Here is a 12,853-nt window from a genome sequence, read left to right on the forward strand (position 1 = left end):
GCACGGTCGTACCTTGGATGAGGTGACGTCTCCCACACCGCGCCCGTCCACCCTCGGAGAGCTGCGCGCCTCCGGCCACGTACATCGTCCCGTCAAGGACGAGATGAGGCAGAACCTCGTCGCCGCGCTGCGCGACGGCACCGATCCCTGGCCCGGCATCGTCGGATTCGACGAGACCGTGGTCCCCCAACTCGAGCGGGCACTGCTCGCCGGTCACGATGTCGTCCTTCTCGGCGAACGAGGCCAGGGCAAGACGCGCCTGCTGCGTACCCTCGCGTTGCTGCTCGACGAGTGGACCCCTGTGATCGCGGGATCCGAACTCGGTGAGCACCCCTACGAACCCATTACGCCCGTCTCGATCCGCCGCGCGGGCGAACTCGGCGACGATCTGCCGGTCGCGTGGCGACACCGCAGCGAGCGCTACGCCGAGAAGCTGGCAACTCCCGATACCTCCGTCGCCGACCTCGTCGGGGACGTGGACCCGGTGAAGGTGGCGGAAGGACGCAGCCTCGGTGATCCCGAAACGATCCACTTCGGGCTGGTCCCACGCGCCCACCGCGGAATCGTCGCGATCAACGAGCTTCCCGATCTCGCCGAGCGCATCCAGGTGTCGTTGCTCAACGTCATGGAGGAGCGCGACATCCAGGTGCGCGGCTACACACTCCGGCTCCCGCTGGACGTACTGCTCGTCGCGAGCGCGAACCCGGAGGACTACACCAACCGCGGACGGATCATCACCCCGCTCAAGGACCGGTTCGGTGCCGAGATCCGCACCCATTACCCCATGGAACTCGACGACGAGGTCGCGGTGATCGAGCAGGAAGCCGACCTGCAGGCCCGCGTTCCCGATTTCCTCGTCGAGATTCTCGCGCGCTTCACGCGGTTGCTGCGCGAGTCGACGTCGGTCGACCAGCGCTCCGGTGTCTCCGCGCGCTTCGCCGTGGCCGGCGCCGAAACCGTCGCGGCCGCTGCCGTGCACCGCGGCGCGGTGCTCGGTGAGGACGACCCCGTGGCGCGGCCCGTCGACCTGGCCACCGTCGTCGAGGTACTACGCGGAAAGGTGGAGTTCGAATCAGGGGAGGAAGGACGGGAATTCGAGATCCTCGACCACCTGCTGCGTCGTGCGACCGCGGACACGGCGCGCACGCGGCTGGCCGGGATCGATCTCGCCCCACTCGTCGCCGCGGTCGAGCAGGGTGAGCCGGTGATCACCGGCGAACGCGTCACTGCGAAATCGTTGCTCGACGCGCTGCCCGAACTGCCGGTCCTCGACACGGTCGCCGAACGACTCGGCGCTTCCGACAGCGGCTCTCGCGCCGCCGCAATCGAACTCGCACTCGAGGGCCTGTATCTGGCGCGGCGCATCGCAAAGGACGCCGGCCCGCGCGGCGCGGCGGTGTACTCCTGATGGACCGTTCCGCGAGGTACGGCCCGTACCACGGGGGCGACCCGCTCGCGCCACCCGTGGATCTGCGCGACGCGCTCTCCGCGATCGGCGACGACGTCCTCGGCGGGGCGTCGCCACAACGCGCCCTGCGCGAACTGCTGCGGCGCGGCAGCAGCAGCATGCGCGGACTCGACAAGATTGCCGCGCAGGCCAACCGGCGCAAGAGGGAACTGCTCGACCGCACCGATCTCGACGGCACTCTGAGAGAGGTGCGCGAACTCCTCGACCGGGCGGTGCTCGAGGAACGGAAGGAACTCGCGCGCGCCCTCGACGACGACGCCCGGTTCGCCGAGATGCGGATCGAGGAACTGCCGGCGTCGACAGCGCAGGCCGTTCAGGAACTCGCCGACTACGACTGGCGCAGCGACAAGGCGCGGCAGGACTACGAGAAGATCCGGGATCTGCTGGGCCGGGAAATGCTCGACCAGCGGTTCGCCGGAATGAAGCAGGCACTGGAAGGTGCCACCGAGGAAGACCGGCAGCGCATTTCCGAGATGCTCGAGGACCTCAACAACCTCCTCGACAAGCATGCGCGCGGGGAGGACACACCCGAGGATTTCGAACAGTTCATGGCCGAGCACGGCGAGTTCTTTCCCGACGATCCCCAGAACGTGGAGGAACTGCTCGATTCGCTCGCGCAGCGGGCAGCCGCCGCGCAGCGGCTACGGAACTCGCTGACGCCGGAACAGCGGGAGGAACTCGACGCACTCGCGCAGCAGGCGTTCGGGTCGCCGTCGTTGACGAATCAGCTCGACCGGCTCGACGGACATCTCCGTGCCGCGCGGCCCGGTGAGGACTGGGCGGGATCCGAACGTACCCGGGGTGACGAGGGGATGGGACTCGGTGAGGCGACCTCGGCGCTCCAGGAGATCGCGGAACTCGACCGGCTCGCGGAGCAGTTGTCCCAGCAGTACGCCGGGGCTTCTCTCGACGACATCGATCTCGACGAACTCGAGCGCCACCTCGGTCCGCAGGCCGTGGCCGACGCTCGCACACTCGCCGATCTCGAGAAGGAACTGCAGAAAGAGGGATTCTTCGACCGCGGCGCGGACGGCAAGTGGCGGCTCTCGCCCAAGGCGATGCGTCAGCTCGGGCAGACCGCGCTGCGGGACGTGATGAACCGGATATCGTCCCGCACGGGTCAGCGTGAATCGCGCCGCGCCGGGGCGATGGGGGAGCCCACCGGTGCGACGAAGGCCTGGGAGTTCGGCGACACCGAGCCGTGGGACGTCGTGCGCACCCTCACCAACGCGACGCTGCGCAGCCCCGGCGTGCCGGTCCGGATGTCGGTGAGCGATGTCGAGGTGGTCGATACCGAGCAGCGAGCTCAGGCGGCGGTCGCATTGCTCGTGGACACGTCGTTCTCGATGGTCATGGACGGCCGCTGGGTGCCGATGAAGCGCACCGCTCTGGCACTGAACCACCTGGTGTCCACACGGTTCCGGGGCGACGCGCTGCAGTTGATCGCGTTCGGGCGGCACGCGCGCGTGGTCACCGCACCGGAACTGGCGGGCCTCGACGGTGTGTACGAGCAGGGGACCAATCTTCATCACGCGCTGATGCTCGCGGGCCGGCACCTGCGTCGTCATCCGAACGCGCAGCCCGTCGTGCTGGTCGTGACCGACGGCGAGCCCACCGCCCACCTCGAACCCGAGGGGTACGCGGCGTTCGATTATCCGCCGAGCGCCAGGACTCTGGGCCTGACCGTGCGCGAACTCGACCATCTCGGCAAGATCGGCGCCCAGGTGACGATCTTCCGGCTCGGCGACGATCCCGGGCTGGCCCGGATCGTCGACCGGATGGCCCGCCGGGTGGGGGGACGGGTCGTGGCACCCGACCTCGACGGCCTCGGCGCCGCGGTGGTGGGCGACTACGTGCGGATGCGCCGCCGCTGACGTGGGCAGCGGGTCAGGTTCGCAGGGCCCGCCACGTCGAGGTGGCCGCGGCGGACAGCAGTGCTGCGGTCACCCAGAAGACCGACGCCACCCCTGCGATTCCGGCTATCCCGCCGGCGGCGACGGGGACGAGCACTTGGCCGAGGCGGTTGCCGGTGAGCCGGACCGCCAGCGCGGAGGCTCGGTCGGAGGGGGCGACCAGTTCGACGACCCAGGTCATCGTGAGTGGTTGACCGACTCCCCAGAACGCGCCGCAGACCGCGAGCATCGCGGCGATGAGCCACGGGTTCGGCAGGAACGGAATGAGCGCGACCGGCACGACGGTGCCCGCAGTGGCGGAGATGAGCAACCGGCGCCGGCCGACGTGCCGCAACGCCCACGGCAACAGCGCGCGGGACAGGATCGACGTGAGCGTCCTCGCGGTGAGCAGCGCCGACACGAGCAGCACCCCGAACCCGAACTGCTCCCCGAGCAGCGGCAGGTACACCACCACGAGGTCGACGGCGGCGAGGACGATCAGACTCGACAGCATCGCCGGTTTCATGCCGGGAGTGGAGAGCATCGAGAGCACCGACTGGGGTGCACCGTCGTCGGCGGTGCGCCCCGAACCGGGCGGCTCCCGCAGGCCGAGCACGAACGGCAATGCCACCGCGCAGATCGCCGTCATCACCAGTAGCGCGCCCGTGGTCTCCACATAGCCGTCGTCCGCGCTGTGGCCGGCGGCGATGATTCCCGCGACCGGCACACCCACGGCCTGACCGACGGAGACTCCGAGCGTGATGCCGGCGAATCCTCGGTCGAGCCGGTCGGGCGGCGACAGGATCGAGACGAATGCCTGGCCGGATACCGTGACGAGCAACTGCCCCAAGCCGAGGACGATGTTGCCCGCGCCGAGCACCAGCAGACCCGAACTTGCCGCGATGAGCCCGACACCGAGCGTGGACACCACGATCCCGATCCGCAGAATCATCGTGGCGTGACCGCGGTCGACGGCACGACCCATCCGGACCGCCGCGATCAACGGCACGATCGCGTACAGGGCGGTGACCAGGCCGATGGTCGTCGCATCGCCGCCGAGCGCGAGGATCCGGTACGACACGAGCACACGAACCGACTGGAAGGCCGCGTGCAACAGCGCGGTCGCGGTGCACAGGTACAGCAGCCAATGGCGAGGTACGCCGATCCGGGAAGCGTGGGACATCGGTCAGATGCCTGCCGCCGCGGGAGACGGGGTGAGCGACATCGCCATGCCGCTACGGTATGCGGCCCGGCACCGTACCTCGTAGACGGCTCGGGCCGGTCGGGGCGACCGTCCGTAAGGTGTTCGGGATGTGTGCGTCACGTCGTCGAGATACGTGGTCAGTGCGGCTCACCCGCCGTGACGACTCGGTCTCCGAGCGGCGACTCCAGCGGAACCTCGAGCGTCCCGGTCACGGCGATCATGATGCACATGCGGTCCCGAGCCTCGGGCAGGGTGCCGCCGAGCACCGTGACACCCACTGCGTCGGTGGTCTCCGTGATCGTGGCGTGCACGCCGTAGCATTCCGGCGTTCCCGTCTCGAAGTGCAGGGCGATGCGGTCGTCTCCGGCACGTGACCATCCCTGGACCTGCACCGGATGCGGGTCGACGATGTCGGGTCGCGCGGTGAACTCCGTCGCCCCTTGCGGCACAGCAATTTCCGGCAGTGGTTCAATGTCATGGCTGCCGGATCCGCAGGCGACGGCGAGAACGCTACAAGCGAGCAGGACGATCAGACGCATGCGGTCACCCTAAGCCCGCACCCGTGGCGGGTCCTCGCCGCGACCGACTCCCCGGAGGACCATGAGGCTGCCAGTCCTGTTCGACCCGCCGGCGCAGGCCATGCCCACGCCCGAGATCCGGGTGGACGCGCAGACCACGCCCCGGCAGTTCACGGTGCGGACGATCTTCGCCGCCCGGAAATGGACCGTCCCGGCCGCGGTCCTCGTCTCGGTGCATCAGATCTGCGAGACCCTCGTGCCCGTCGTGATGGGGCAGGCCATCGACCGCGCCGTTGCCACCCGCGACGCCGGCGCTCTGGTCGCGTGGCTGCTCGTGCTCGCGGCAGTGTTCGTGGTCCTGTCGTTCTCTGCCCGCTTCGGCGGCAGGATCGGGCAGGCCGGAATGCTCGCGGTCCAGCACCGCCTGCGGACCCGGGTCACCGATCGCATCCTCGATGTCCGCGGTGTGGGCGGGCCGCCGCAGGCGCCCGGCGTGACGCTCAACATCGCGACGTCCGACGTCGAGCAACTCGCGCGCGGGATCGCCGTCGCGGTGTATCCCGTGGGTCACCTCGCCGCAGTCCTCTTCGGTGGGGTCGTCCTGCTCAGCACCTCGTGGATGCTCGGCGTCGCGATCCTGACCGGGGCACCGCTGATCCTCTGGTTGCTCGACAAGGGTTCCGGTCCGCTGCGCCGGCGCAGCCTCGAAGAACAGAAGGTCGCGGGTACGGCCGCCGGGACGGCCACCGACCTGGTCTCCGGTATCCGCGTGGTCAAAGGAATCGGAGCCGACGGCGAGGCGTCCCGCCGCTACCTGTCGGCCAGCACGCGCGCGCTCGACGGTGTGCTGCGCTCGGCACGGGCGGAAGGGGCCTATGTCGCGACCATGGAACTCGTCTCCGGGATGCTCGTCGCCGGGGTCGCGATCGCGGCCGGTGCGATGGCGGTCACCGGTTCGCTGACCGTCGGCCAGCTGATCACCGTCGTCGGTGTCACCCAGGTGATCATGGGTCCACTCGCGGCGCTCGGCACCAGCATGGGCGCCGCGTGGGCATCGGCGGTCGCATCGGCCGAGCGTGTGCTCGGCATCCTCCAGGCTCCGGCCGCCGTCGTTGTGGGTGATCGCGACACCGACGGCCGCGCCACCGTCGAATTCGACTGCCTCACCGCCGGACACGTGCGCGCCCTGACCGCCACGGTCCCGGAAGGAGCATTCGTGGTGGTCCGGGCCGATGCCGACGCCACCGCGGACCTCGTCGCCGTGCTGTCGCGAGTGCACCTCCCCGAACAGGGCCGGGTGCTGGTCGGGGGTGTGGACCTGGCCGAACTCGGAGCAGGCGCCGCGCGGCGCAGCCTGCGTGTCGTGCCCCACGCGTCGCACCTGTTCGAAGGCACAATCCTCGAGAACATCGCCGCGGGGATCCCGCCGGACGCGGCCGATGCCGATGCACGCGTGACCCGGGCGGTGTTCGCCGCGGCGTGCGACGACGTCGCGCGGGTGCTGCCCGCGGGTCTCGACACTCCGGTCGGGGAGGCCGGCAGGCTGCTCTCCGGCGGGCAGCGACAGCGGGTCGCCCTGGCACGGGCGCTCGCGTCCCCGGTCGACGTGCTGGTGCTCGTCGATCCGACGACCGCCGTCGATTCCGTCACCGAGGCGACGATCGCCGAACGCCTGCCGGAAGCGCGGCGCGGTCACACCACGATCGTGTTCACCCGATCACCGGCGTTCACCGCCGTCGCCGACGAGATCCTGAGCCTGCCGGCCGGGTCCGCGATGCCGTCGGTTCCGAAGCAGGAGCAGCCATGACCGCAACCACCTCCCGCGCCGGCGAACGTTTCCGCACGTCCGACGCCCGCGGCACGGTACGCATCGCCCGCGCGTCGTTCGCCGGGAAAGGCCGCGAGACCTGTGCTGTCCTCGTGGTTCTGGTCCTCGGGGCGGCGGCCGGGCTCGTCACCCCGTGGGCGATGGGACGTTCGGTCGACGTGGTGCTCGAGGGCGGCGACCTCGGCGACATCGCGTGGCTCGCAGCCGCCATGGTCGCGGGGACCGTCGCCGCCGCGGCTCTCGGCGGATTCGGACTCGTCCTGACCTCCCGGTTGTTCGAAACCGGGCTGGCCCGGTTGCGAGAACGCATGCTCACCGCTGCGATGCGCTTGCCGCTCTCGCGCATCGAGTCGGCGGGCAGCGGCGACCTGGTCTCGCGTGCCACGGACGACGTCTCCCAGGTGGGCTCGGCCATCCGTACCGCCGCACCTGCCATCTCGGGTGCGCTGTTCACGGTGGTGCTGACAATGTTCGGCCTCGCCGCACTCGACTGGCGGTTCCTCCTCGTTCTGATCGTTGTGCTGCCCGTCCACTACATCGGTGCCCGGATGTACACGCGCGACGCGCCACCGGTGTACCGGGAGTCGCGGGTGGCCATGGGGGAGCGTGCGCACCACGTGCTCGGCGGCATCCGTGGGCTGGCGACCGTGCACGCGTTCGACCTCGGGCCTCGTCTCGCGCGACCGATCGACGAGCACTCGTGGTGGGTCGCGCGCTGGGAGTTGCGCGCGCGGATCGTGGTCAACCGCCTGTTCGGCCGCATCAATCTTGCCGAGTTCCTCGGGATGGCGTCCATCCTGCTGGTTGGTTTCGTGCTCGTCGACCGGGATGCTGTGACCGTCGGCGTCACCACCACCGCGATGTTGTTCTTCCTGCGGCTGTTCGGTCCCATGGGGCAGTTGCTCCTCGTCATGGACGACCTGCAGAGCGGCCTCGCGTCGCTCTCGCGCATCGCGGGGCTCATCGAGGAGTGCGAAGAGTACGAGAAGACCGGCACCACGGGACAGGAGCTGCCGCAGCCTACGGGCCGCGAAGTCGTCGCCCGCGGAGTGCGATTCGGCTACGAGTCGGGACCGGAAATACTGCACGGCGTCGACCTGACCATCGCCGACGGCGAGCATGTCGCTCTCGTCGGCGCATCCGGAGCAGGAAAGACGACGTTCGCGTCGGTCGTTGCCGGGGTGCATCCCCCGACGGCCGGGAGCGTCACCTTCGGCGGTGTCCCGATCGACCGGCTCGGTGACGACCGGCGCACCCGCGAGATCGCTCTCCTGACGCAGGAGGTCCACGTGTTCTCCGGCTCGGTGCGTGACGACCTGCGGATGGCTGCGCCGGAGGCATCGGACGAGCGACTCTCCGCGGTGCTCGAACGGATCGGCGCGGCGGGCTGGGTGTCGCGGCTTCCGGACGGCCTCGATACCGAAGTCGGGTCGGGCGGGCACGTCCTCACCCCTATGCAGGAACAACAGCTCGCACTCGCGCGAGTGATCCTGCTCGATCCGGCCCTCGTCATTCTCGACGAGGCCACCGCCGACGCCGGATCGGCGGGAGCCGACGAACTGGAGCGGTCGGCGGAGGAAGCGCTGCGGGGGCGTTCGGCGCTGATCGTCGCGCACCGGCTCAGCCACGCCGCCACAGCGGACCGGATCGTGATCATGGACGACGGACGCATCGTCGAGGAGGGCAGCCACGACGAGTTGGTGCGCCGCGGCGGTCGGTACGCCCGGTTGTGGGAGGCGTGGTCGCGCGGGCGTTCCTGACGGCCGCCGCTCAGGTCAGCAGGCTCGCGACGATGCCGATCGCGGGTATCGAGGCGAGGGTAGTGACGAGCGCCGCGTCGCGCGAGAGGACCATTCCGCGCCCGTACGCGCTCGCGTAGACGAAGACGTTCTGGGCGGTGGGGAGGGCCGCGACCACGACGACGGCGAACAGCGCGTGCCCGTCGAGTCCGAGCAGGTAGCGGCCCATCGCGTACGCGAGCAGCGGTTGCACGACGATCTTGAGCACCGACGCCAGTGCGACGTCCCGTCGCGGGCTCGTACCCTTCTCGAGCACTCGCACGCCCTGCAGCGACAGTCCGAACGCGAGCAGCGCGCCGGGCACCGAGGCTCCCCCGAGCAGGTGGAACGGTTGCAGGATCGCCGCGGGCACCGTCCAGCCGCTGACCGCGACGGCGAGTCCGGCGGCACCCGCGAGAACGATGGGGTTCTTGAACGGGGCCGTGAGGGTGTCGAGTCTGGACGCTCCGGCACGCATGGTCGACAGATCCAGCATCGTCAGGGCGATAGGGGAGAGCACCACGATCTGGAAGAGCAGCAGGGGCGCGACGAACGAGGCGTCGCCGAGAACGAACACCGCGATGGGGATTCCGAGGTTCGCGGAATTGACGTACCCGGCGCAGAGTGCGCCGATGGTGAGTTCGGGTACGGAACGTTTCAGCCACAGGGCTGCGATGACGAAGTACGCGATGGCGACGACGAACGCGGTGGCCGCGGCGACGTACAGGTTCGGGGAGAAGATGACCGCCAGGTCGGACGTGGCGAGCGCGTCGAACAGGAGGGCGGGAGTGGCCACGAAGAATACGAGCCGGCTGAGTACGGTCTGCGCTTCGGCGCCCAGCGTTCCCCGGCGTCCCAGCACGAATCCGATCGCGATGATGACGAAGATGACGGTGAACCCCGCGACCACGCCCGACACCGATTCACCCACTCGTACGAAGCTCTCCACCGGGCGCGTCACGCCCGGCGAAAAAGGTTACCACCGGTAACGGTTCGGTCCGGTTCTGCTGCCGCAACTCCGGGGCAGGGGGCGCGAGCACGTGGAGCCGCCGACGGCGGGCGTGAGCCCGCCGTCGGCGGGGTGTCCCCGACAGCCTGCCCCCAGTGGGGCAGCGGACGGGGTGAATGCCCCCGGTCGTCATGCGCGGGAAGGCTCGGTGTCGGTGGGGACTGGTGAGCCGTCGCGCTATAGGGGGCACTCCGCTGAAACGATCCTCTGTCCTCCCCGGCAGTGCGATTCGTTCCAGCGAACAAAAACCTATCCGGGAATCGGGCCAGGTGCCAACAGGAGTTCCCGAAATTTGGGCGAAATGCAGGCGGTTTACCCGTGTGGCGATGATAATGCCCAGTTTGCCCGATTTACCGCTCGGACGTGGGGTCGGCGCCGAACACCGTCCGCGCATACGACGACCGCCCCTCCCGTGACTACGGAAGGGGCGGTCGTCGGAATCTGCGGCGTGCGCCTACTTGCTGCTGATGTAGGGGAGGAGAGCCATCTCGCGCGCGTTCTTCACCGCGATGGCCACCTGGCGCTGCTGCTGCGGGGTCAGGCCGGTCACGCGACGGCTGCGGATCTTGCCGCGGTCGGAGATGAACGTGCGGAGCAGGTTCACATCCTTGTAGTCGACGTAATCGATCTTTGCCGCGAAGAGGGGATTCTTCTTGGGCTTGCGTCCCTCTACGGCACGCGACTTCTTGGACGGTCCTCGCTTGACTGCCATATCTCGCTCCTCACCAGCTCGACTTTGTGGACGCCGGGTATTTCCCCGCGGTGGGCGACTTCACGTACGCCCTCGTGAGAGCCCGAACTTCCGCAGGTGGCCGCGCGGGCGGCCGTCCGCAGCGTCTCGATTGAGCAATCTTACCGGACGCAACGAGCAGGGCAGACCGCAGTACGATTCCGGCCGCACGGCACGCCCCTCAGTCAATTCTCAGCGGTCCGGTCCACACTGAGAACCATGCGCATCTTGGTGGTCGACGACGACCGGGCAGTGCGGGAATCGCTGCGCCGCTCTCTCAGCTTCAACGGATACACCGTCGACCTCGCGTCGGACGGACAGGAGGCGCTCGAACACGTCGTGGCGTCACGGCCCGACGCCATGGTGCTGGACGTGATGATGCCGCGCGTCGACGGCCTCGAGGTGTGCAGGCGTCTGCGCAGCACCGGCGACGACCTGCCGATCCTCGTCCTCACCGCCCGAGATTCCGTCTCCGAACGGGTGGCGGGACTCGACGCCGGAGCAGACGACTACCTTCCCAAGCCGTTCGCACTCGAGGAACTGCTCGCCCGCCTGCGGGCACTGCTCCGCCGCGCCACCCCGGACCCCGATGCGTCCGCCGAAGAGACGATGCGGTTCGAGGACCTCACACTCAACGCCGCGACCCGCGAGGTCACCCGGGGCGACCGCCGGATCAGTCTCACCCGCACGGAGTTCGCCCTGATGGAAATGCTGATGGCGAACCCGCGACGAGTGTTGTCGCGCAGCCGGATTCTCGAGGAGGTGTGGGGATACGACTTTCCCACCTCGGGTAATGCTCTCGAGGTCTACGTCGGCTACCTGCGCCGGAAAACCGAGGCCGGGGGTGAACCCCGCCTGATCCACACCGTGCGCGGTGTCGGGTACGTGTTGCGCGAGACCGCACCATGAAGTCCAAGATGCGGCCGCCGATGCTGCTGACGCGGTCGGTGCCCCTGCGCACCCGCGTCACACTGCTCGCGGCCGGCGCTGTCGCCCTCGCCGTGGCGGTCACCTCGATCGCCGCATATGCCGTCGTCGCCCGCGCGCTGTATTCCGACGTCGATCAGCAGCTACGTGCCCGCGCCGAGGCGCTGGTCGAGTCGAGCACGCTCATCACCTACGACCCGCGATACATCGGTGGCGCCCAACTCTACAGTTCCGACATCAGCGTCGCGCTGATCTACAGCGACCTGAGCCGGTACGTCCCGCCCGGATCGTCGGTACCGATCGGCGAACCGGAGCTGGCCGTGGCGGAGGGCGAGCGCGAGTCGTCGCTACGGACGGTCGACCAGCAACGCGTCCTCGCCCAGCGCATGCCCGGCGGCAGCACGGTGGTCATCGCACAACGGCTGCGGCCCACCGTGGAAGTGCTGAACCGGATGGCGAGTGTGCTCTTCGTCGTCGGTGGGTGTGGCGTCGTGCTGGCCGCGGCCGTGGGAGCGACCGTGGGCCGGACGGGCCTGAGACCGGTCGCGCGGCTGACGGCCGCCGCCGAGCGGGTCGCGCGCACCGACGACCTGAGGCCGATCCGGGTGAGCGGACACGACGAGCTGGCGAGGCTCACCGAGAGTTTCAACATGATGTTGCGGGCGCTCGCCGAGTCGCGCGAACGGCAGAGCAGGCTGGTCGCGGATGCGGGACACGAGCTGAAAACGCCGCTGACCTCGCTGCGCACCAACATGGAACTGCTCATCGCGGCCAGTAGACCCGGTGCGCGGAGTCTGCCCCCCGAGGACATGGCAGAGCTTCGCGAAGACGTCGTCGGGCAGATCGAAGAGTTGTCCACGCTGGTCGGGGACCTGGTGGATCTTGCGCGCGAGGACGCGCCGGAGGCGGTGTTCGAGGCCGTGGACATCGCGGAGGTGGTCGATCGGAGTCTCGAGCGGGCACGACGACGACGGACCGACGTGGTCTTCACCGCGGTCACCGAGCCGTGGTACGTGTTCAGCGACCACGCCGCACTCACCCGAGCGATGGTCAACGTCCTCGACAACGCGGCGAAATGGAGTCCCGCCGGAGCAGAGGTGTTCGTGCGGATGCGGCAGATCGGCCCCGGCCTGATGGAAATCACTGTGGACGACGCCGGCCCAGGCATCCCGGAAGAAGAACGCGAACTGGTTTTCGAGCGTTTCTACCGCGCGACGAGCGCTCGCTCGATGCCGGGCTCGGGCCTCGGCCTGGCCATCGTCCGGCAGATCGTCATGAAGCACGGCGGCACCATCGCCGTCGACCGTTCGGAGCGAGGTGGGGCGCTGATCCGCATTGTGCTGCCGGGAACCCCCGATCTCGGTGACGACACCGGGACCGACCGGGCGTAGCGGACCGGGCCGTCGCGAACTGACAGGGATTTAGGAGCCGAATATTAAGCCGGTTCTCAGATGAGCAGTCCATCCTGGGAAGCGGACGCCGAAGCGCCACCGCGCTTC

Annotated in this window: 10 protein-coding genes and 1 pseudogene; 6 read left to right on the forward strand and 5 right to left on the reverse strand. The window is 69.1% G+C overall.

Annotated features, from left to right (window positions below; genetic code table 11):
• Positions 1–22: 22 nt before the first annotated feature.
• Both HF877_RS12160 and HF877_RS12165 read left to right on the forward strand, forming a co-directional pair.
• Complete coding sequence (locus HF877_RS12160) at positions 23–1,408, forward strand: ATP-binding protein (RefSeq protein WP_169621444.1); 1,386 nt, start codon at positions 23–25, stop codon at positions 1,406–1,408.
• Positions 1,408–3,342, forward strand: a complete 1,935-nt coding sequence (locus HF877_RS12165; RefSeq protein ID WP_169621445.1) for a VWA domain-containing protein — start codon at positions 1,408–1,410, stop codon at positions 3,340–3,342. The genes HF877_RS12160 and HF877_RS12165 overlap by 1 nt, the downstream gene beginning before the upstream one ends.
• A 13-nt stretch (positions 3,343–3,355) precedes the next feature.
• Here HF877_RS12165 and HF877_RS12170 read toward each other — a convergent pair whose 3' ends face one another.
• Positions 3,356–4,543 (reverse strand): MFS transporter, encoded by a 1,188-nt coding sequence (locus tag HF877_RS12170; protein ID WP_169621446.1) that lies wholly within the window; start codon positions 4,541–4,543, stop codon positions 3,356–3,358.
• Positions 4,544–4,701: 158 nt separating this feature from the next.
• Positions 4,702–5,103, reverse strand: a complete 402-nt coding sequence (locus HF877_RS12175; protein ID WP_169621447.1) for a hypothetical protein — start codon at positions 5,101–5,103, stop codon at positions 4,702–4,704.
• 61 nt (positions 5,104–5,164) lie between these two features.
• Between HF877_RS12175 and HF877_RS12180 the strand changes: the two genes are divergently transcribed.
• Together HF877_RS12180 and HF877_RS12185 are read left to right on the forward strand one after the other, a co-directional pair.
• Positions 5,165–6,889: an ABC transporter ATP-binding protein gene (locus tag HF877_RS12180; protein WP_169621448.1), complete on the forward strand. Its 1,725-nt coding sequence runs from the start codon at positions 5,165–5,167 to the stop codon at positions 6,887–6,889.
• Positions 6,886–8,670, forward strand: coding sequence for an ABC transporter ATP-binding protein (locus tag HF877_RS12185; protein ID WP_169621449.1), 1,785 nt, complete (start codon positions 6,886–6,888; stop codon positions 8,668–8,670). The genes HF877_RS12180 and HF877_RS12185 overlap by 4 nt, the downstream gene beginning before the upstream one ends.
• 10 nt (positions 8,671–8,680) lie before the next feature.
• Here HF877_RS12185 and HF877_RS12190 read toward each other — a convergent pair whose 3' ends face one another.
• The 3 genes and pseudogenes from HF877_RS12190 to HF877_RS12200 all read right to left on the reverse strand — a co-directional run.
• On the reverse strand, positions 8,681–9,607 hold the full coding sequence (locus HF877_RS12190) for an AEC family transporter (protein WP_169621698.1): 927 nt from the start codon (positions 9,605–9,607) through the stop codon (positions 8,681–8,683).
• A 544-nt stretch (positions 9,608–10,151) separates the two neighbouring features.
• Positions 10,152–10,409 carry a 30S ribosomal protein S18 gene (gene rpsR / locus HF877_RS12195; protein WP_072699716.1) on the reverse strand — a complete coding sequence of 86 codons (258 nt, stop codon included), beginning with the start codon at positions 10,407–10,409 and terminating at the stop codon, positions 10,152–10,154.
• Positions 10,367–10,556: pseudogene (locus HF877_RS12200) on the reverse strand (hypothetical protein); the annotation flags it as partial. The pseudogene HF877_RS12200 and the gene rpsR, both read right to left, overlap by 43 nt.
• A gap of 90 nt (positions 10,557–10,646) precedes the next feature.
• On the opposite strand from HF877_RS12200, the gene HF877_RS12205 reads away from it, so the two are divergent.
• Positions 10,647–11,336: a response regulator transcription factor gene (locus tag HF877_RS12205; RefSeq protein WP_169621450.1), complete on the forward strand. Its 690-nt coding sequence runs from the start codon at positions 10,647–10,649 to the stop codon at positions 11,334–11,336.
• Positions 11,333–12,745: a HAMP domain-containing sensor histidine kinase gene (locus HF877_RS12210; protein WP_169621451.1), complete on the forward strand. Its 1,413-nt coding sequence runs from the start codon at positions 11,333–11,335 to the stop codon at positions 12,743–12,745. The genes HF877_RS12205 and HF877_RS12210 overlap by 4 nt, the downstream gene beginning before the upstream one ends.
• Positions 12,746–12,853: the final 108 nt, after the last annotated feature.

The sequence above is a fragment of the Rhodococcus sp. BL-253-APC-6A1W genome (assembly GCF_012843405.1).
Classification (GTDB): Bacteria; Actinomycetota; Actinomycetes; order Mycobacteriales; family Mycobacteriaceae; genus Rhodococcus.

What these genes read in the sequence shown, in the direction of transcription:
- HF877_RS12185 (WP_169621449.1), top strand. Translation starts at nt 6,886, where the DNA reads ATGACCGCAACCACCTCCCGCGCCGGCGAACGTTTCCGCACGTCCGAC.
- HF877_RS12180 (WP_169621448.1), top strand. Translation starts at nt 5,165, where the DNA reads ATGAGGCTGCCAGTCCTGTTCGACCCGCCGGCGCAGGCCATGCCCACG.
- HF877_RS12165 (WP_169621445.1), top strand. Translation starts at nt 1,408, where the DNA reads ATGGACCGTTCCGCGAGGTACGGCCCGTACCACGGGGGCGACCCGCTC.
- HF877_RS12170 (WP_169621446.1), bottom strand. Translation starts at nt 4,543, where the DNA reads ATGTCCCACGCTTCCCGGATCGGCGTACCTCGCCATTGGCTGCTGTAC.
- HF877_RS12175 (WP_169621447.1), bottom strand. Translation starts at nt 5,103, where the DNA reads ATGCGTCTGATCGTCCTGCTCGCTTGTAGCGTTCTCGCCGTCGCCTGC.
- HF877_RS12205 (WP_169621450.1), top strand. Translation starts at nt 10,647, where the DNA reads ATGCGCATCTTGGTGGTCGACGACGACCGGGCAGTGCGGGAATCGCTG.
- HF877_RS12210 (WP_169621451.1), top strand. Translation starts at nt 11,333, where the DNA reads ATGAAGTCCAAGATGCGGCCGCCGATGCTGCTGACGCGGTCGGTGCCC.
- rpsR (WP_072699716.1), bottom strand. Translation starts at nt 10,409, where the DNA reads ATGGCAGTCAAGCGAGGACCGTCCAAGAAGTCGCGTGCCGTAGAGGGA.